This window comes from Bacteroides sp. CAG:633, assembly GCF_000435115.1.
Taxonomy (GTDB): Bacteria; Bacteroidota; Bacteroidia; order Bacteroidales; family Bacteroidaceae; genus Bacteroides; species Bacteroides ndongoniae.
The window spans coordinates 1-20346 of sequence record NZ_FR883048.1; the positions used below are offsets into that span (position 1 = coordinate 1).

Sequence of the window (20346 nt, forward strand, 5' to 3'; positions counted from 1 at the left end):
TCTAGCCGAGCCATGCAAGCGTGGCAGTTGTGCTATGCAGGCATGGTTGGTATATATTATGTATATGAACATATTTTCACATCGGACGGGTGTTTTCGGGAGGAAAGTTTTATATTTGCATCGAATTGCCTTCTTCCGTTTGTACGGCTTCGAAGGCCGAAAATAGAATCGTATGAAAGTTATAGATTTTGCAGAAACCAATTCGGTCATCAATCAGTATGTGGCCGAAATCCGCGATGTGGATATACAGAAAGAACGTTTGCGCTTTCGCCGTAACATCGAACGTATCGGCGAACTGATGGCTTATGAAATGAGTAAGGAGTTGACCTACTCCGTGAAACAGGTGCAGACACCGCTGGGTGTGGCTCAGGTCAGTACACCCGACGACGAGCTGGTGGTGGCTACGGTGTTCCGTGCCGGGCTGCCTTTGCATCAGGGTTTTCTGAACGTGTTCGACCGTGCCGGCAATGCCTTCGTATCGGCGTACCGTTATTATAAGGATAAGGAGTGTCGTGAGCTTGATGTGCACATCGAATACATCGCTTCGCCCAACCTGACAGGGAAGACGCTGCTGCTGGTCGATCCCATGCTGGCCACTGGCGAGAGTATGGAGCTGGCCTGGAAGGCTTTTCTGTCGAAGGGGACTCCCAAGCGGTTGCTGATAGCCAGCGTGATAGCCAGCCGTCAGGGAGTGGAACACTTACAGCAGGTATTTCCGAGCGATGACGTTGCGTTGTGGTGCGCAGCCATTGATCCCGAACTGAACGAGCGTTCCTACATTGTGCCGGGGCTGGGCGATGCCGGTGACTTGGCTTACGGCGAGAAGCTGTAACAGAGAAGGGCAGTACGTGGGTACAGGTTATCTGTTCCTTCCTATAGATACGAATGACGCGGATTGCACGGATTTATCTTTTATATGATATCCGTTCAGTCCGCGTCATTTGGTTTTAAGAGATTGTTAGTCTCGTTTTGTAGGTTGCAAACTTTTCAGCACAATCCTAGGTTGGGTGGCTGTGGTTCGCATACCGGTGTGTTTTGTGGCTCATTTCGCCCAGAACAGTTTGGTGTAGTAGGTGTCTTCAGCCTGTACGTCCTTATAGTAGGGATTGTAATTCACTTCGGTGGTCGGGTAGCGCCAACGATTGGGAACGTTGGGGATGGTGCCGGCTACTTCGGGGAAAACGAGTCCCGACGGATAGCCCGTGCGGCGCAGGTCGCTCCAGGCTTCGCGGCTGACGAGGAAGGCAAAGTGTACCCACTTCTGGGTGATAATGGCATCCAGTTTATCGGTATAGTCGCTGCTCTTCCAACGGGCGTCGGCAAAGGTGGCTATGGCTTCGTCGGTCGGAGCCTCGTAGCGGCGGGTGTTTTCGCCGATACCGATGGAGTCGTAATAGTACCACAGGCGGATGGACTGGCTGACGGCTGTTTTAAACTCTTCTTCGGCACGGGTCATGTCCTGTGCTACTCCGTAGCCCATGGCGTATGCTTCTGCTTTGATGAAGTGGATTTCGGGCGATGCCATGATGAGCATGTCGAACTTGTCGTTCTGCCAGAAGAAACCGTTTTGGGTGATTTGCGAGAAACCCTTGTTGGTTGTTATCAGTTCGTCCTCGGCCTGTGAGTTGTAGTATTCGGTCAGCTCGTCGCTTACACTGACATCCGTACCCAGGTAGCGGTGTTCGTCAGTCTGTCCAGTATTGCGGTTTACTATTTTTACAGGGTTGTAGTAGAGCAGGATGCGCGGGTCGTCTGTACCCTCGACATAAGTACCAGTCAGTGGATCGCTGCTCTCCATGTTGTAATTGCCGTGGCTCAGCATTCGATCGATGACGGGACCCGATGCCAGACGGTTGGTCACCCAGTCGCCCAGTCCGCTACCGGCAGTGAAGTTCAGCTGTCCGGACTTCTGGTTAGTGATGAATACGTTATTCGCCTGTTCCTCGATGAGAGGGTATTCGGTCGGGTTCTCCAGTATCTCTTTGATGATGGCTCGTCCTTCTTCTGCCAATTCGCCTTGCGAGGCTACACGCATGGCCAGACGTAGGCGCAGGGAGTTGGCGTAACGCTCCCACTTATCCATGTCGCCCCAGTTGATGAAGTCCTGTGTACTGAAGTTACGCGGAACGGGGATGGTGCGGAAGCGTGGAGCCATCTCCTTCAGTTCGGACAGGATGGTACGGTAGATGTCTTCTGCTTTGTCGTAAGGAGCATACGACTGTTGCACGTCATTGGTCAGTGGCAAGGTACAAGCCTTGCTGAAAGGCATGTCGCCAAAGACGTCGACAGTAGCGGCAAAGAAATCGTATACTTGTAGCCGTGCTGCCAGCAGAAAGGCTTCGTCCTGCTCCTGCTGTCCGGTGCTTTCTTCGTTATAGAGTGATTCGAGTTTGCGTAGTTGGGTCAGAGCCGAGTAAAGGTTGTCCCACTGGCTGTCGATGAATGGAGTATAACCGGGTGTATACATGCTGCTGGAGTAAGTATAGCCGAAAGTCTGTGCATATTTCCCTACGAACTGCGAGTCGAAGCCGAAAAAACGGTTATACTCGTAGAGGTCGTAGTCTTTCACTCTTTGAAAAACACCTACCATCAGGTTGCTGATAGAGACGGTGGTCACTTTCGAAGGGTCTTCGTATTTACTGTCGAAATCATATTCCGAGCAGGCGCCGAGGGTGAGTAGTACACCCAAAGCCAATGATATGGATAGTTTTTTCATAATGCCTTTTTATATGTTTTTTGTTGCGGTTGTCCGCTTTTTACCTTGATTGTACGAGGTGGTTGTTATTGGTCAGAAGCTGGCTCTGACGGAGAATCCGAAGCTTCGGGTAGCTGCCGTCGAATTGCCGACAACAGCCTGATTTGCCCATGACGTTCCTACCGACGACTCGGCATCATAGTTCTTCAATGCTTTGTAGAAGTAGAAGAGGTTTCGTCCGAACACCGACAGGCTCAGGCTCGACATACCCAGTTTGGCAGTCACTTTCTGTGGGAACCGATAGCTCAGTGCCAGTTCGCGCAGCTTCACGTACGAATTGTCGAATACGGAGTGCATATAAGTGAGCTGTTCGCTGTTGGTACCCCAGTTGTAGGTCATGTTGTAATAGTAGGCAGCAGGGATGATACGTGTGTTCTGCTCGCCTGTCGAAGCTACTATACCCGGCAGGATGAGGCCGTCGTGGTAGATGTGCTCACCGTTGGGACCTGCCGCGGTGGTTGGGGCTACCTGTACGGGGATAGCTGTTGAGTTGTTGTCGCCCGGGTAATAGTAGGAAAGGCCTCCATGTTCGGTATCGCGGTATTTCAGCGACTCAGGTGTCAGACCCAGTCCGGTGGCGTATTGGTTCATTTCATTGATAACGTCACCTCCGATGCGGTAGTCAATGCTGATGTCGAGGGTGAAGTTCTTATACGAGAACGAGTTGAACAGACCACCTACACCGTCGGGATTGATGTTGCCCACTTTTTGCAGTTCGCTCTGGTTGAGGTAGAGGCCGTTATCTGACACAAGGTACTCGCCTTTTTCGTTCATTTGCGGCACTTGTGCATAGATGTCGCCCATGGCTTGTCCTTCTACGGCCTGTATTTTGATACCACTTCCGCCGGAGTTTACGATTTCAAGGTAGGGTACTCCGTCGGCCAGCCGTACGACTTTGTTTTTATACACCCCGTAGGTAGCGGTCAGATCCCAGCGGAAGTCGCGTGTCAGTATCGGTGTGGCATTGATGGCTACATCCCAACCCTGGTTGGCTACCTCGCCCACGTTCATCAGCATGTATTTGGCACCCGAACTGGATGGTTGAGGAGTAGACAGTATCTGGTCTTTTACACGGTTATTGTAGTAGGACACGTCGAATCCCAGACGGTTATTGAAGAACTTGCTTTCGAATCCGAACTCATACTCGTATTTTTTTTCGGGACGGATGTGCGAGTTGCCTAATGAGGAAGGAACGGTGTTCCACGTGAAGCCGTTGTCTGAGCCTTGCTCGTAAACAATGTTGGCGGCATAGGTTTCGGGAGCGTTACCCACAACGCCGTAAGAGAGGCGTAGCTTACCGTAGCTCCACCAGCGCGGCATACGGAAGGCATCGGTGAACAGGAAACTCATGTTGGCCGAAGGGTAGAAGAAACTTTGGTCCTTCAGTGTAGAAGAGCGCTCCTGACGTCCGGTCAGTTCCAAAAAGAGGTAATTGTCCCAGCCCAGGCTGAGGGTACCCATATAACCGGTTTTCAGCAATTCCATGCGTTGCAGGCTGCTGCTGGCTGTATAGCGGCTGGCATTCAGGTCGAACCAGTTTTCGGTGGAAAGTCCGCCGTTGGTTGCCACGCTGATGTTGTGCATATTTTCGTATCGTCCTGTCCATCCGGCAGTAGCTGCGATGTCGAAACGGCCGATGTTATAGTTGAAGTTCAGCATTACGTCGCCATATATGATGTCGTAGCGGCGGTTGATAGCTTGGAAGCTGCCGCTGGGGTCGTACAGTGAATTAGGTCGTTCGGTTTCTTTCTTCAACGTCTGCTTGGCATCGGTGATGTCGGTTGCCACTTGGGCACGCAGGCTGAGCCAGTTGGTTATTTGCCATGTGGGGCGTATCATTCCCATCAGTCGGTTTTCGGTTTCTTCACTTGTCTGGTGGTACATGTTCCACAGCATGTCGCGTACACCTGTCAGGTAGCTGGGATCGTAAGCCCAGGCTTCGTCGGGAGTCAGTGTAGCATCGCCACCTGCAAATGTATTTTTATAACCTAAGCTGGTGGCATAGGTGCTTTTCAGGTAGGGAATGTCGAGGAATGTCGAGAAAGCGTTGCTGAAACTTCCATACAGGCTGAGTGAGGTTTGCGGACGGTTCTTGACATTCTGGATGATGTAGTTGATGGAGTACTCCAATGTCAGAGGTTTGAAGAGTTTGTATGAACCGGTCAGTTTGAAGTTGTGTTTTTTGAAACTGCCTACCAATGCATTGGGTATTTCGTCGGTGTAGGTATACGAGAAGCGGTTGCTGGCAGTCTCCGTTCCGTGCGAGATAGCCAGTGTATAGTTCTGCGTCCATCCGGTACGGAACAGTTCGTTCCACGGATTATCTGTCTGTGCTACGTAAGGGCGCACCATTCCATCCCAATAGAGCACGTCGCTACCGTCGTATCGTGGACCGAACGACTGTGTGGTGCTGCGCAGACTTTTGTAGGTCTGTCCGTTGAAGGTTCGTTGATAGAATCCTCCGGTCTGCTTTTCGTAATCGCTGTAGTTGATGTTGTAGGTTCCTGGTCCGTACAGGTTTTGCACTTCGGGTAGGTAGGCGGGCAGGTTGGCCATGACTTGTGCAGTGAAGTCTACGCTTACTTTTCCCGTTTTAGCACGTTTGCTGGTGATGACTACGGCGCCGTTGGCTGCTTCCGAGCCGTATAGGGCTGTGGCTGAAGCGCCTTTCAGAATGCTGATGCTCTCAATGTCTTCGGGATTGATGTCGACCAGACCGTTCGAACGGATACGGCCGTCGTTACCGAATTCGGCGAAGTCTGTACTCTTTCCAGTTCCTCCGTTACGGATAGGTACACCATCGAGGATGATGATAGGTTGGTTGTTTCCGGTGATAGACGTCAGTCCGCGCACGTTGATGGAGACGGCTCCGGCCGATCCGCCTTGCGTCTGTGTGATGCGGATACCCGGTGCCTTGCCGTACATGGCCGAAGCGATGTTGGTTGCTCCAGCTTTTACTATCTCGTCGGCGTTGATGGTGCTGACTGCGTAACCCAGTTTCTTAGTATCTTTCTTGATACCAAGTGCGGTGACTACTACTTCGCTCAGTTGTTGGGAGTCTTCGCGCAGCAGGATGTTGAGTTTGGTTTTTCCTCCTTTTCGTAGTTTGATTTCCCGTGTGGCATAGCCCATGTAGGCTACCACAAGAGTGGCGTTTCCGGGTACGGTCAGGGTAAAGCGTCCGTCAACGTCGGCTATTACGCCGTTACTTGTATTGCCTTTTTCTACGATACTGGCTCCCGGCAGAGGCTCTCCACTCATATCCTTCACGATACCAGTTATAGTTTTGGGCTGCTGGTCGGTGACGAGATCTTCGGTTGTGTCGAGGAAGACAGAATCGGGTTGGTTCTTACTCTCATAGGCCCATGTGGAAAGGTTTCCTGTCAGCAGGAAGATAAGTCCGCATAAAATAGCCGGATACTTTTTCAGGCAAGTTTTTACTTGTCTCTTTCTAGTTAGACTTTTCATATTTTATTGCTTTATAAAATGCTCTCTCAGTTGGATGTGGGAAAACTTCATCTTGAATAAAATTGCAATTTATATGCCAGTCTTGCTATGATCTGTATGGAATTTCTGTAAGTCGCTGAATGATAGTGTGCTGCTGGCTTGCCGGATGGAAAATCTTTAATGAGGAAAGGTGTGGAAAAGTGTGGAGTGTAGAATTTTTCCACAGATAGATGTTCTGTTTTCTACAAAAAAAGTCTGCCTGGCTTTATTAAGCTGCAGGCAGACTTGAGATTACCTTACAAAGAAAAAGTGTTATTGTGATAATAATTCTGTGATACAATTATTACCTGGGTATTTCAGTGTTCTTCCATTTGGTTTGAGCTGCGTGTGGAGTTAGTCCTCCCGTGTGGCAACTTCTTCTCCCAAAATGTGGAGATCTTCTACGCCCGATACCTCTGTAGAGCATTCGCCCAACCAGCCGTTTTCCTGGTTCACACCGCAATATATCTTGATGAAGTCTACACCCGGCAGGTTGACCTTTTGTCCTTTGGAGTTGACAGCCCAGTCAATATCGATGCAGGCATCGTCTTTGGTGTTTTGTTCGTTGTCGGCATAGCCGTAACCGAATTTGTAGAGTACGAAGTAAGTACCTTTACCGCTTTCATCGATACCGTTCTGTGGCAGACATGTGCCGTTGAAAGTCAGCTTTTCGCCTTCGAACCACTGCGGGAAGTAAGGTTGGTTGTGGAAACTGTTTTTCACCTTATATCCAGAGTTTCCTTGATTATCTTCCCAGCGGATGTACTGTTCTTTTTCTTCGGCAGTGGTTGGTTCCTTTTCGGGGCGGTAGTAGGTTATCTGATAGTCCTTATAAGTGTTGACATCGTTTCCGGCATTAATGGCCATCTGATACCAGGCTTCGCCTTCAGGATTGTTATGGGCACTTCCGGCTATTTCGTACCACTCGTCATCATCGGGCACGCCGTTCTTGTTCTTGTCGTAGGCCACCATGATGATGCCCGGTTCGCAGCTACCGCCTACGGGAGCATCCGGATTGGGATTGGCGGCCGAATAGAAAGCGTTGCCAAGTACGCGGAAGTCGCGCAGGCCGGCTTTGTTTTCGATAGTGTGGTCGAAACCTACCGTTACATAACCACCGTATCCACCAAGCGAAATCATGCTACGGTTGCCGTTTCCGATGGCGTCGAGCACTTTCTGGTTCATGTTTTCCTGCGTGTCGCCTTCTTCGTATGAGGGCAGAACGTTGGTGTACTGTCCTACGGCAGGCATAAAGTCGATTACCTTTGTAATATAAGCTTTGGCTCCTTCGGGAGTTGTGATAGAGTCATCGAAACCTACGGTTACCTGGAAAGTATAGCTGAAACTGCTTGTTCCTTGGGTTGCAGTCAGTATCAGTTCGTATGCGCCTGCACTGGGGAAAATGTATTCCAGCTGTTTGCTGTTGGACAGTGTCTCGCCGTCCAAAGTCCAGGTGTAGGTAACACCTTCGTCGGACACGCTGTTCACTTCAATCTTGAACAATTGGTCGACAACTGCTTTGAATCCAGATTCCGGAACGTTGACGGTAATGTCTGCCTGCTGGAGCACATAGGGTTCCGAGTTGTCGTCGCTGCACGATATAAGGCTGCCTGATAAAAGGACAGTCGATAAAGCGATCCCCCACAGGGATTTGCTCAATACTTCTTTTTTCATAATACAATTGTTTTTAGGTGAATATATGAGTTTATTGTTTATTCAAATGGCTCGGTCGTAAAGGCGAAGTGGGCGGGTATGTCACCGGTCATCACTTTCCATTTCTTTTTTCCGTCGGGGCTAAAGCAGTACAGATAGCCCGGAGTAACGTAATTGGTGGCATCGGCCACAAAAATTTCCTTTGTTTCCGGATTTACGGCTACACCGTAGGGGATTTCTATTTCCTTGTCCGTGCCGTCGGTGATGAAGTTGTGCGAAACGATCTTCTGCCACAGCACGTCGTAGATGGCGTATCCGATACTGTTGCTTTCCGTCACGTAGCTCCACTCTACGCTGGTCATGTAGATGGAGTCGCCGCACAGGTGCATTTCGCTGGCTGCTATGCCCAAGTTGCCGATGACCTGGTCGGTATGGCTGTCGATGACAAACACGTCCGACCCCGTTCCGTAGTAGTCGCCGCGCGAGCTGACGTATATCCGTCCGAAGCGGTCCAGCTCCATACGGTGCAGATTGATGGCTACGTCGATGGACTTGATGACCTGAAACGACTGAAGGTCGACCACGGATACCGTACGGTCGTAGTTGGGATAACGGTAGCCGCCCGAATTGGCCACATACAGTTTTCCGTCGGTGATGACCATTTCTTCGGGTTGATAACCGACGATGACTTCGCGTGTAATACTCAGGCTGGCAGTATCTATTTCGACTACCTTTCCGGGACGGGCGTCAGGATCGATCTGAACGGGGCCGGCATAAGAACTGACATAGGCTTTTCCGTCGTTGAACACGATGTTGCGACAGTTCAGCACGTCGATGCTGGCAATGTGTTCGGCCGTATGTACGTCCATCACTTCCACGTAGTGCGAACAGTTGATAACGGCATACAACTTACTGCCGTAGACGGCTATGTCGTTGCCCACGTCGCCCAGTTCCTTGACAATGGAGGGGTTTCGTTGGGGATAGATGTTGCGGTTGTACTTCCCGGTAGTGTAGTCGAAGAAGTCGATGCTGGCTTTGTTGTTGCCCATGTTGCCTTCGTTCAGCAGAAAAAAGCCTTTGATGGGGCTTCCTGTATAAGGAGGAGTAATCCATTCTTCTTCCGTGTGCATCATGGGGATGTCGCCGCGGCAGGCTGACAGACTCAGTATCAGCCAGAGGCTACCCAGTATCAGCTGGATGTTTATCTGTTTATTATTTGCCATACATAGATGATTATTTAGTTTTCTTTTCCTTTAAAATGTATATTGCACGATGGCTTTGAAGTTGATGCCTGGCATGGGATAGCACGACACTACTTCGTATTGCTGGTTCAGCAGGTTGTTGACTTCCAGTGTCAGCTTCATGTCGCCCGTGCGCAGCGGCAGGTTGCGCGAGACGGAGAAGTCGCTGGTGTACCACGGTAATTGGTAATTGACCGGCAGGTTGGCTTGCGAAGAATAGCGTTCGCCGGTGTAGATGAAGCTGTAGCTGGCTTCCCACTGCTTCCAGTTCAGGTTGACGGCTGCCGAACCGCTGTGCCAGGGTATGTAGGGTATCTGTCCGCCGTAGTACAGTTTCGACGGATCGGTAAAGTCCTGTGCTTTCTGATATGTATAGTTCATGCGCGTGGTCAGTGTCAGGTCCTGTGCCGGTTGCCAGTTGGTCTGTAGGGCGACGTCTATTCCTCTGATTTCCACTTTTCCCAAGTTGACCATAGTCCAGCGGAAGAAGTTAGATGTAGGAGTCGCTACAATCTTGTTTTCTACTTCGTTGTAGTAAACATCGGCCTGGGCTTCGATGTGCCGTAGCCAGGTATGACGGAAGTCTTTTCCATACGTGATACCTATATTATATTGGTTGGTATATTCCGGCTTCAGGTTGATGTTGCCTATAAAGGTGTAATACAGGTCGTTCAGCGTCGGCATGCGGAAGATGCGCTTGTAGAAAGCACGCAGGTGCAGGTCGTGCTGCCTGAAAGGCTGCCACGAGGCAATGGCTGTGGGCGTCCATTCCATCTTATTGGCAGCAGCGGTTGTGTCCGAGGCCACGTTGTCGTGGACGAAGGTAGCCAGAATACTGGCCTGCATCTTCACCCGTCCCAGGTGCAAGGAAGTAGCGGCAGCAGCCAGCACTGTATGGCGGCGCGGGTAGACAAAGTCTTTCAGGTCGGCATTCAACAGGTTGAACTGATAGTCGGCCGACAGACTGACGTCCCACGACGGCAGCAGTGTATAACGCTGCGCCAGCGATACGTAGGCTTCCTGTTGACGGTAGTGGTTGTTGATGTACATCAGGGCCTCGTCCTGTCGCGGATCGGCCAGGTAGTGCAGGTAGTCGTAGGCATACTTGGCGTTCAGCATCAGGCTGTAGCGTTCGGAGAAGTCCTTGCGGAGCGAGCCTTGTACAAATACGTTGGTATCCCACTGACGATCTTCGTGCGAGAACTTGTTGCGCACCACGGCACCTGGATAGCCCCGTTCGGAGCGGTAGAAGTAGGCCTTGGCCTTCCACTGCCCTTGCGGTAGCTTGCCAAACCAACCGTTCTCCAGTCGTAGAGCATTGACGTCGCCATTGCGCCGGACAGCTGTGGTGTCGTAGCCTTCTTCCACGCGGTAGGTGAATTTATAGCGACCGGTGGTGTACATGTATTCGCCGCTAAGCGACATATTGACTTTTTCACTCACTTTCTGCTCCCAAAGCAAGGCCGGATTGACGGTACCGAAAGAGCCGGTCTTGAAAGTGGCTTTCACCCGATGGGTCTCGTTGTCATCGAACTTCGGTGTCCGCGATTGCAAATAGATGGAACCTGCCGATCCGAAGTCCTTGGCTGGTTGGAAGATGGCGCTTTTCTGCCCGTTGTACAAGGTGACACTCTCCATGTTGTCCAGCGAGAAGCGTCCCAGGTCCACTGTTCCGTTCTGTGCATTGCCCAGTTCGATGCCGTCGTAGAATACGCCGACATGATTGGTGCCCATGCTGCGTATGTTTACGGTCTTCAGGCCGCCTACACCGCCGTAGTCCTTGATCTGTATACCCGAAAAGTAGCGCAATGCATCGGCCACACTGTGCGAGGCGAGCCGTTGTAGCTGTTCGCCCTGAAGTTGCTGTACGGGTATGACTTCCTTTTGAATGGAACGTGCCGTGATGACGACCTCGTCCAAACGCTGCAAACTGTCTAACTTGCTTTGTGCGTATAGGGATATAGTGCTTCCTATTAAGGCACAGACAAGCATGACAGGTCGAAAAGTACATCTGACCATGTCTTTTAGTTTTCTGAATTGTTGTTTTTACTTGTTCGTATTGGCCTCCCTAACCCTGGAGGTCGACCAAACATGAATGATGGCAGGTCTTCTGACTGACTCCCTTACCGGAACCTTCCCAATGTATGTAACATCAGTGGCATAAAAGTCTTTTCCGATAAGTTGAAACTGGAGCTTCACAGCAGCGGGACTGTTCGGGACTTTCACCCGATTCCCTTTTAATCCGCTCGTCCGGTTGGACAAGACGGAACCAATTCGGGGGCAAAGATAGTGAAAGGTGAGAGCAATACAAAAAAGAAGCTCGCTTATTTTTGTATTGGCGAGCCGCATCCTTTCTTATCTAAAGATAGTGAAAGGTGAGTGGAGAGGCGAAGATGAAGGAAAAAGAAAAAAGTGTCGGGATTCATCACAGATTTACCATTTGCAACGGATAAATAAGAGAGATCGGGGTGATTGTGCAACCCCTTATCCGGAGAAACTAGTCTCATCTGTGCCGAATCCCGACACGTCTGTTATAGTTGTAACGAGGGCGAAGAAGCCAATAGGCTTACTTCACTTCCCATGTATCGTTAGTCAGCAGCAATTCTTCGAAGTTGTGATACTTCTTCTTGGCCGAAACCTCTTCGATCTGCTGGTGTACGGCTTCTTCGTAGGTAGGAGCTTCCACGTCGCGGATCACGCCGAGTGCGATAGGAAAGTCGGGACCTTCCATCAGCGCCAGCTTCAGCTGCAGGGTGTTGTCCATGCAGTGTGCGTCGTGCACCAGGATGTCTTTCTCCGTGATGCCGTTTTCGCCCAGCTTCACTACCTTCAGACCGAAGCCTTCCTGCATCAGTCCGTATTCGTTGTTTTCACCGAACAGCATAGGTTTGCCATGCTCCAGGTAGATGGCGTTCTTGGCGCGGTCTTCCTTCTTGGCTACAGCGTCGTGCGTACCGTTGTTGAAGATGACGCAGTTCTGCAGAATCTCGCAAACGGCAGCACCTTTATGGTTGTAAGCTGCTTTCAGAATCTCTACCGTACCGGCAGCATCGGTGGCCACGGCGCGGGCAAAGAAGCGTCCGCGTGCGCCGAAGCACAGTTCGGCCGGATGGAAAGGATCTTCTACAGTGCCGTAGGGCGACGACTTGCTGACGAAGCCACGGGGCGAGGTAGGCGAGTACTGTCCTTTGGTCAGACCATAGATGCGGTTGTTCAGCAGAATCATGTTCAGGTCGATGTTGCGGCGTACGGCGTGGATAAAGTGGTTTCCACCGATGGCCAGTCCGTCACCGTCGCCCGAGATCTGCCATACCGTCAGACGAGGATTGGCAACCTTGGCTCCTGTAGAGATGGCGGCCGCACGTCCGTGAATGGTCTGCATGGCGTATGTATTCATATAATAAGGTAAGCGGCTGGAGCAACCGATTCCGGAGATAACCGCAGTTTCCCACGGAGCTACGCCTATTTCTGCCATTGCTTTGTGCAGTGAAGCCAGGAAGAAGTGGTCACCGCAACCCGGACACCAGCGGGGTTGTCCTTTCTTAAAGTCTTTTGCTGTATATTGGTCCATGATATTTTCTCCTCTGTGATTATTGGTTTAAGATGTTAGTGAAGGCTTCTACCAGCTCGGCTACAACGAACGGCTGTCCTTTTACTTCGTTGTACTGGTACGGAGTGAAGTTGTCTATCTTCATGCGCAGGTAGGCGGCAAACTGTCCCAAGTTCTGTTCGGCCACTACAACTTTCTTGTAGCGTTTCAGCACGGCTTCCGTATTCTTGGGCAGCGGGTTCAGATAGCTGAAGTGGGCCAGTGCCACTTTCTTTCCGTTCTTTATCAGTTCTTCCATGGCCGAGTAAAGGTGGCCGTAAGTACCTCCGAAGCCCACGATCAGCAGGTCGGCATCTTCAGCGCAGCCTTGTACTTCCACGTCGGGTACGGGTATTTTGGCAACCTTTTCAGCACGCAGATGGCACATCAGGTTGTGGTTTTCGGGATCGGTCGAGATGGCTCCCGTGTTGCTGTCCTTCTCCAGTCCGCCCAGAATGTGCATGTAACCTTCCTGTCCGGGGATAGCCCAGTAGCGTACGCCCGTTTCGGGGTTGCGGCGGTAGGGAGTATAGTTGTCTTTCATCTCGGCGGGTGCGTAGGGCGGATTGATGGCGGGATATTCGGCCAGCTTGGGCAGCTTCCAGGCGCCGGAGCCGTTGGCTACATATCCGTCGGTCAGCAACACGACGGGCGTCATGTGTTCGAGGGCTATCTTGCTGGCCATGTAGGCAGCGTCGAAGCAGTTGGTCGGCGATGTAGCGGCAATAACCGGCATGGGACTTTCGCCGTTGCGTCCGAAGAGAGCCTGCAGCAGGTCGGTCTGTTCCGACTTGGTGGGCAGACCTGTAGACGGACCACCACGCTGTACGTCGAGCACTACGAGCGGCAGCTCGGTGATGACAGCCAGGTTCATGGCTTCCGACTTCAGGCAGACACCGGGACCCGAGGTAGAGGTAACGGCCAGTGCACCGGCAAACGAAGCTCCGATGGCAGTGGCGCATCCCGAAATCTCGTCCTCGCACTGTACGGTCATCACGCCCAGTGATTTGTGCTTGGACAGTTCGTGTAGCACGTCGGTTGCGGGAGTAATGGGGTAGGAGCCGAGGAACAGCTTCAGACCGGCCTTTTCGGCAGCGGCAATGAATCCGTAAGCTGTAGCCTTGTTTCCGGTGATGTCCATGTATCTGCCCGGAACGGCGGCTTTACTTTCAATCTTATATGTATGGGCTACGGAAGCATGGGTGTTGTGTCCGTAGTCGTATCCTGCATGAATGACTTTGATGTTGGCTTCGGCCACTTCGGGCTTTTTGGCGAATTTCTCGCGGATGAAGTCCTCGGCAATCTTCAAGTCGCGGTTGAAGAGCCAGCATACGAGGCCCACGGCGAACATGTTGCGGCATTTCAGTATCGACTTGTTGTCCATGCCGGTGTCGGCCAGGCAGTCTTTTACCATCTTCGAGATGGGGGCGGCGATGACATCTTGCTTGATGCCCATTTCTTCGATCGGGTTATCGGTCTTGAAGGCAGCTTTTTCCAGGTCGGACTTCTGGAAAGCATCGGTATCAATAATGATACAGGCAGTCGGTTTAGCAAACTTGTATTGGGTTTTCAGTGCGGCGGCGTTCATGGCTACCAGTACGTCGCATTTATCTCCAGGGGTATAGACTTTGTCCGCTCCGATATGCACCTGGAATCCGGATACGCCGGTCAGCGAACCTTGCGGGGCTCGGATGTCTGCCGGATAGTCGGGGAAAGTGCTGATGTCGTTTCCCACCGTAGCCGAAACTGTAGAAAAGATGTTGCCGGCGAGCTGCATACCGTCGCCGGAGTCTCCGGAGAAGCGGACTACCACTTGCTCCAGTTCTTTGACCATCATGTCGTTTGCCATAACTTACGATTTACTTAATCTGTTAGTACTAAAAAAAGTCCCTTTTTTGAATTTGCAGGAACGCAAATTTCGCAAAGTTAATCGGATTAACAAAACTTTTTTCGAAAAATCGGCGGAAAGCATTATCTTTGCGCCTACATTTTTCCGCTATATGCAGAATCTATGCAAAAGGTCTTGTAGTTCAACGGATAGAATAGAAGTTTCCTAAACTTTAGATCCGGGTTCGATTCCCGGCGAGACTACTTGGGCTATGATTTTTCCCCAGTTAGGAAAAAATTATTCCCCAGTTGGGAAAAAATTATTTCCTAACTGGGGAATTTTTGTAGTGCTGCTGGCCTATTCCTGCTGCTCTCCATCCGTTATCAACTTGTAGCCTATCCGGGGGATGGTGACCAGTTCTATCCGGCGGTCGTCGGCCAGATATTTCCTGATTCGGGCAATGTAGTTGTTCAGGCTTTGTTCGCTGCTCTCCGTTGTGTATTCACCCCACAGTTCCTGTGCTATCTCTTCGCGGGTGATCACCCGGTTGGGATTCTGTGCCAGCATCTTCAGCAGTTTGCTTTCGAGCAGGCTCAGCTTCCTTACTTTTTCGTCGCCTTTCAGCAGCAGGTTTTCGTCTGCTTTGAGGCGGAACATGCCTATTTCGGTTCCTTTCGGACGGTAGGGGTGGGCAAAACGCTGTATGTAGGCCAGCAGTTCGGTCATTTCGAAGGGTTTCTTCAGGTAGGTAAGGGCTCCTACCTCCAGGGCTTTTACTACGTTGTCGCTTTCCACGTGCGACGATACCACCAGCACAGGCACTTCCGGCGCTATCTGTTTCAGTTCGGGGATGGCGTCGATGCCGTTTTTCATGCCTATCTCCACGTCCAGCACTACGATGTCCGGCTGCATTTCCGCCGTTACGGTTCGGATGCCTGCCAGCGAAGTCTGGTAGTGTACTTCGTATCCCGCATCTTCTAATGCCAGAGTAACGATGCTGCCCAAAGCGAGGTCATCGTCTACAAACAATACTTTGATTTTGCTCATAGATGGGTAGGATAAGTTTTAATACTTCTTCATAGTTATCATACAGATAATGAACAAAGATAGGAAAATTATAAAATGATTATCTATTTGTTATAGGCTATTTTATAAAAGAGTATTTACTTTGCAGTATCAGAATCAATGAAAATAAGATTATAAATGTATGACAGAAAAACGATAGCATTCAGTCATTGATATATCGTAAATCAAAGATGATGAATGCTTGTGATAATTATTTTTTTCTTTATTATGTCATTGGAAATGGGTAATTCGTATCAGTTGTTTTTTGAATGGGCTGTAGTTTTGGTATGCTATTCTTTTATAATAGGCAAATTGGTTATCGCGCTTAAGCATCGTGAGTATGATGCTGTAAAGATACAATTGTTATTGTTGCTGATTGCAACTGTAATTGTAGTTGGTATTTATTTTATCTGATTTCGATGAAGTGAAAGCTGGGTGGAAGATGGTTTTCTTTAGATGCGGATATTGAGGATGAAAGTCGAGGTTATTTCACCGGTATGGTAAACGAAAACTCGCTGCCTTTTCCTTCGGCGCTCTTTACGGAAAGCTTTCCTTTGTGCGCGTCGATGATGTATTTCGACTGTGCCAGGCCGATGCCGTATCCTTTGCGGATTCGGTCCGCACCGCGGGGCACCTGATAGAACTGGCGGAACAGCTTTTTCTGATACTGCGGTGCGATGCCCCATCCGTCGTCCAGCACCGCTACTTGCAGCCTGCCGTCCGCTGTCTGCACCGTTACTTTTACGTTCACTCCGTCGTCCGAGTACTTCAGGGCATTCTCCACCAAGTTTCGGATGACGTTTTCTATATACATGCCGTCGGCCACGACCTTCATGTTCTCCGGTAGTCGGTTTTCTATCTCGATGGTGTGCGGCTTAGTGCGGTAGAGGGCATCCATGCTGTTTTTCACTATTTCTGCCAGATGTGGGATGTCCGTTTCCTCCTTTTTCAGTATCAGCCGCTTCCTGTCCTTGCGTACGGTGACCAGGAGCGATTCGATGTTGCACACCAAGTGTCTCACTTCCGCCCGGCTGATTTCCACCGCTTTCTTTTTCGCCGCATTGGCTTCGGTAGATTCCAGCCAACTCAAGGTGGTTACTACGCTGTTCAGCGGAGCTTTCAGGTCGTGTATGGTGCCGTTAATGGTGTCTTCACGCTGTTGCAGCAATGTGTCTTTGCGGCGGATGACGAGGAGGTGATAAGCTACACAACCTACTACGAACACCATTAATATCAACGACAGAATAAGTGGCCAGATTTGCTGCCCGATAAAAGGCAGTAAAGGGATGTTCGCTTTTAGCTGTAGGTATTGTAAGCCTTTGTTTCCGATGGGCAGGAGTTCGGAGGTATAGTTTGGATGCTTGCACCGCCCGATGGAGTCTATTCTTTCTTTATCTTTATTATATAAGGAAAAAGAATAGTTGAACTGTTTCTGATTGGCTTCTGCAAAAATACTATCCAAAACCGGAAGTTGTACAGGATACCCTTTTTCAAATAGTTCGTCTTGTTGCATTTGGGAAATAAGTTCCATTGCTGTATTCGCGACCCCCCTCTTTCTGGCATCATCTACATTATATATCGGCTGTTTCCGAGGTAAAGGGTGTAGGCGGGTCAAACTATCTATCTCCTGTGGAGTCATTTCTTCCATGGACTTTACCAAAAGGTACTGCCCTTTCATAGGAACTCTTCCTTTAGATTTCACATCTCGTATATGCCACTCCTTATCAATGGCAATTTGCAGCCGCTCCTCTATTCGTATTATATTTTCATCCATATAACGATTGTATAAGCTTATTACATAAAACGCTTGCAACAAGCATATTGCGAATAGAGCGGCAAGGGTGATATAATAATACTTCTTCATAATTATAATCAAGCTAGTGCGCAAAGATAATCAAATTGCCTTGAATTTATTATAAAATGATTATCCAATTATTATCAACTACCTCAGTAGAAAACATTTACTTTGCAACGTCAGAATCAATGAAAAATAGAATTCTTTATGATGTCGTTGGAAATAGATAATTCATATCGGTTGTTTTTTGAATGGACTGTAATTCTGGTATGCTATTTTTTAATGATAGCCAAACTGATTATTGCGCTTAAGCGTCGTAAATATGGTGCTGCAAAGGTACAATTACTATTGTTGCTGATTGCAACTGTAATTGTAGCAGGTATTTTTTATTCATATCCCTAATCCTATCTGCAATGAACAAGTTATTTTTTACATCCCTGTTTTTGCTGTTTTCGTCTTTATCATTCTTCGGACAGAAAAGAGACTATCTGGCTGAAATGTATGCAAACCATCATGGAATAGCTCAAAAAGCAGGTACAAACAATCTGCTGAAAGAATTTATAAAACCTTACGGAAAAAAAGGAGAGGTCTTTGCTATCCTTTTTGCGCCTCAAGCCTGTCCGCGATGCGAAGTGGACATACCTTATGTGTTGGAAAATCTTCCGAAAATAAAACCTCAGGCCGAACTTGTGATTATAGCAGCCTACCACGACTCCATTTTGGCCAAACAATACATCGAAAAGAAGTTTAAAGCTCCTAATGTCATTATAGACACTGAAGGTATGCATGAAAAAATATTCCACTACCGCACCGGTCGGCTTGCTGTGACTTATATGTTGCAGATTGATGCCGAACAGGGCCGATTGATGTGTGGAGGCGATACACCCAACATGAGTGAGGGCTTTTTGTCTCAGTTTTGCAACAATACATCGTATTGTCCTTATGCCGAGATTGCCTCCGGAGGAGTTGAAGAAGTTGAATCTGAACCGGCACAGCGACTGGCTAACGGTACTTATGCTTCCGTGTTGATAGAAACGGACAATAGTTTCAATGTATCCAGCATTACGGAATTGCCTGATTGGTATGGAAACTCGTTCATCTATTCCGATGAACTGTCTTCTTCGGTACTACTGTTCAGTGTCGATAAGGATACGGCTCGCCTGAGTAGGAAGATCATTCCGACTGAAGTTCAGAAAACAGCATTTGTGAACATACCCCGGAAACAGTATGAAGAAATGGAGAGGCAGGGGCAGGTGTTTATCATGGCCAATTGTTGTGCTCTTAACCCTTCGGGCAAACAAGCCATAGCCTCTTTCTCTTTGCCCGACCTGTCTATGGAGAACGACACGACTATCGCTTATTACAACAAGGCTGTGTTGCTCTATGCAGATGCCGGTTCCGACACCTGTCAAATGTCTGCTTTCGACTTCGAACATGAAGCGTCTCCACTATACATGTACACACATGCCAGCCGTATTATGCCTGTAAGTAAAACGCTCGTTATGTTTGGATGCAGGAAAGGATTTCCAACCTGTAGCACCGGCGAAGAGTGTAAAAACGATAAAGAACAAGATATCTTCATGCGGGAGTTTTATGACAATTCACCATTCCTGGCCATTTTCGACAGGACAAGCGGCAAACGAACCAAACGCTTTGGACGATTACCGGACGTTTTCCGTAAAAGTATGACCGGTTACTATTTTACGCTACCCATCGCCGCTACCTATCAAGACTTGTTGGCATACAGTGACGGTTGTTCAGGGAAATTGTGGCTGACCGATAAGTTTGGGGAAGGTCGTCAGCAGGAATTTGATTTGTTTCATGTGGATATTCCCGATTCGGTTTTAGCAATAGCAGCTCCCTTGCGATATACAGACAGTTATTTCGAACCCTTTATAGCTATATTCCATCAGTATATAGAGATGATAAAGCTCGACAAGCAAGGAATACATTGCCTGATACGAAATGGGAAGTCGGCGGTCAAAAAAGAGAATGATCAGTACGAGTATCGTTTATTGGACTACAATGGTAAGATGGAAAAAAGTTTCAATATAAAGCTGGAGGAAGGAGATGAAATGCTTGCTATCAGTTTAGGCAAAGACAAGGAAGGAAATGTTTTTCCGTATTATGTATGTAAAAACAATGCCCGTTTTTATCTGAAATTGCCGGAACGGAAATGAAAAATTGGCTGAAATCCTGGATGTCAAACGGATAAAGGTACGTTGTTTTGACGATATGGGACTGTAGGGATTTTACGATTGAATCATTAACCTCTATGAATATCTGGTCGGACGGAGAAAGGCAGAAATGTCTGTTGTGAAACACTTGCACGGCTCGCGAGCCACACTTGTGTCCCAGAAATGCACTGCCAGCGACGAGTTTTTTCCACGGCGCCGTGCAAGCATTCCACAGGAGCCATGCAAGTGTTGCTCCCTGCGAGCGCGTCCCCCTCTATCCTCCGCCTTCTCTCCATAAAAAACGCTGTGAAACTCTGTGTCTTCTGTGGTGCCCATCTTTCACCTTTCAACGTAACAGTCTGTCCATCATTGGTTTGCGTTGAAACGTGAAGTTGAAAACGATTTGTTGAACGCGTTTGGCCGAAACGGTTTGGCTAGCCGGATATTTGTCGTATCTTTGCCTGCATACAAACACATAAAAACACAAAATAGACAATGAAAACAGCAAAAAATCTGATCAGCCGCGTCCGGAACCTGCTGACGGGCGTACACCGTTCCGCCCCCTCCCGCCGTCGAACACAATCGTACGAACACGTATTGGAATACCTGCAACACTTCTGCTCCACGCTGCCCGCCGGAACAGAACTTGTCTTTCTGCTGAACGGCCGGAATGGGGAAGTGCGCTGGAGAGAACGCACGGCAAGGCTTGAACCTACACCGAACAAACCTGAGCTGCCGAAGCAGCCTGTCGCCGTCG

General features: G+C 49.3%; 13 protein-coding genes, 1 tRNA gene and 1 riboswitch. Of the genes, 5 read left to right on the forward strand and 9 right to left on the reverse strand.

The annotated features are described in order from the left end of the window. Nucleotides 1-172 precede the first annotated feature (172 nt). Nucleotides 173-832, forward strand: a complete 660-nt coding sequence (gene upp, locus QVP67_RS06375; protein ID WP_022162737.1) for a uracil phosphoribosyltransferase — start codon at nt 173-175, stop codon at nt 830-832. Nucleotides 833-1042: 210 nt separating this feature from the next. On the opposite strand, the gene QVP67_RS06380 is transcribed toward upp, so the two are convergent. The 7 genes from QVP67_RS06380 to QVP67_RS06410 all read right to left on the reverse strand — a co-directional run bounded on the left by QVP67_RS06380 (nt 1043) and on the right by QVP67_RS06410 (nt 14573). Further along, nucleotides 1043-2716, reverse strand: a complete 1674-nt coding sequence (locus tag QVP67_RS06380; RefSeq protein WP_022162738.1) for a SusD/RagB family nutrient-binding outer membrane lipoprotein — start codon at nt 2714-2716, stop codon at nt 1043-1045. Nucleotides 2717-2788: 72 nt separating this feature from the next. After that, nucleotides 2789-6223 (reverse strand): SusC/RagA family TonB-linked outer membrane protein, encoded by a 3435-nt coding sequence (locus QVP67_RS06385; protein ID WP_022162739.1) that lies wholly within the window; start codon nt 6221-6223, stop codon nt 2789-2791. A gap of 372 nt (nt 6224-6595) precedes the next feature. Next, complete coding sequence (locus QVP67_RS06390; RefSeq protein WP_022162740.1) at nt 6596-7915, reverse strand: PKD domain-containing protein; 1320 nt, start codon at nt 7913-7915, stop codon at nt 6596-6598. A 38-nt stretch (nt 7916-7953) separates the two neighbouring features. Continuing rightward, nucleotides 7954-9117 carry a YncE family protein gene (locus QVP67_RS06395; RefSeq protein WP_022162741.1) on the reverse strand — a complete coding sequence of 388 codons (1164 nt, stop codon included), beginning with the start codon at nt 9115-9117 and terminating at the stop codon, nt 7954-7956. Nucleotides 9118-9147: 30 nt separating this feature from the next. Continuing rightward, nucleotides 9148-11127 carry a TonB-dependent receptor gene (locus tag QVP67_RS06400; protein ID WP_288179972.1) on the reverse strand — a complete coding sequence of 660 codons (1980 nt, stop codon included), beginning with the start codon at nt 11125-11127 and terminating at the stop codon, nt 9148-9150. 91 nt (nt 11128-11218) lie between these two features. After that, a riboswitch (cobalamin riboswitch) is annotated at nt 11219-11424 on the reverse strand. Between the two features lie 277 nt (nt 11425-11701). Further along, nucleotides 11702-12706 carry a 2-oxoacid:ferredoxin oxidoreductase subunit beta gene (locus QVP67_RS06405; RefSeq protein WP_022162743.1) on the reverse strand — a complete coding sequence of 335 codons (1005 nt, stop codon included), beginning with the start codon at nt 12704-12706 and terminating at the stop codon, nt 11702-11704. Nucleotides 12707-12725: 19 nt separating this feature from the next. Then, complete coding sequence (locus tag QVP67_RS06410; RefSeq protein WP_022162744.1) at nt 12726-14573, reverse strand: 2-oxoacid:acceptor oxidoreductase subunit alpha; 1848 nt, start codon at nt 14571-14573, stop codon at nt 12726-12728. A 170-nt stretch (nt 14574-14743) separates the two neighbouring features. Between QVP67_RS06410 and QVP67_RS06415 the strand changes: the two genes are divergently transcribed. Further along, nucleotides 14744-14815, forward strand: a tRNA-Arg gene (locus QVP67_RS06415). 94 nt (nt 14816-14909) lie between these two features. Here QVP67_RS06415 and QVP67_RS06420 read toward each other — a convergent pair. Further along, nucleotides 14910-15599: a response regulator transcription factor gene (locus QVP67_RS06420; protein ID WP_022162745.1), complete on the reverse strand. Its 690-nt coding sequence runs from the start codon at nt 15597-15599 to the stop codon at nt 14910-14912. Between the two features lie 502 nt (nt 15600-16101). Continuing rightward, nucleotides 16102-17148 (reverse strand): sensor histidine kinase, encoded by a 1047-nt coding sequence (locus tag QVP67_RS06425; protein WP_288179970.1) that lies wholly within the window; start codon nt 17146-17148, stop codon nt 16102-16104. A gap of 471 nt (nt 17149-17619) precedes the next feature. Between QVP67_RS06425 and QVP67_RS06430 the strand changes: the two genes are divergently transcribed. The 3 genes from QVP67_RS06430 to QVP67_RS06440 form a co-directional block, all read left to right on the forward strand. Then, nucleotides 17620-17814 carry a hypothetical protein gene (locus tag QVP67_RS06430; RefSeq protein WP_022162748.1) on the forward strand — a complete coding sequence of 65 codons (195 nt, stop codon included), beginning with the start codon at nt 17620-17622 and terminating at the stop codon, nt 17812-17814. An 11-nt stretch (nt 17815-17825) separates the two neighbouring features. Beyond that, complete coding sequence (locus QVP67_RS06435) at nt 17826-19592, forward strand: hypothetical protein (protein ID WP_022162749.1); 1767 nt, start codon at nt 17826-17828, stop codon at nt 19590-19592. 492 nt (nt 19593-20084) lie between these two features. After that, nucleotides 20085-20346: hypothetical protein (locus tag QVP67_RS06440; RefSeq protein ID WP_288179971.1), on the forward strand; the 262-nt coding region annotated here is incomplete at its 3' end.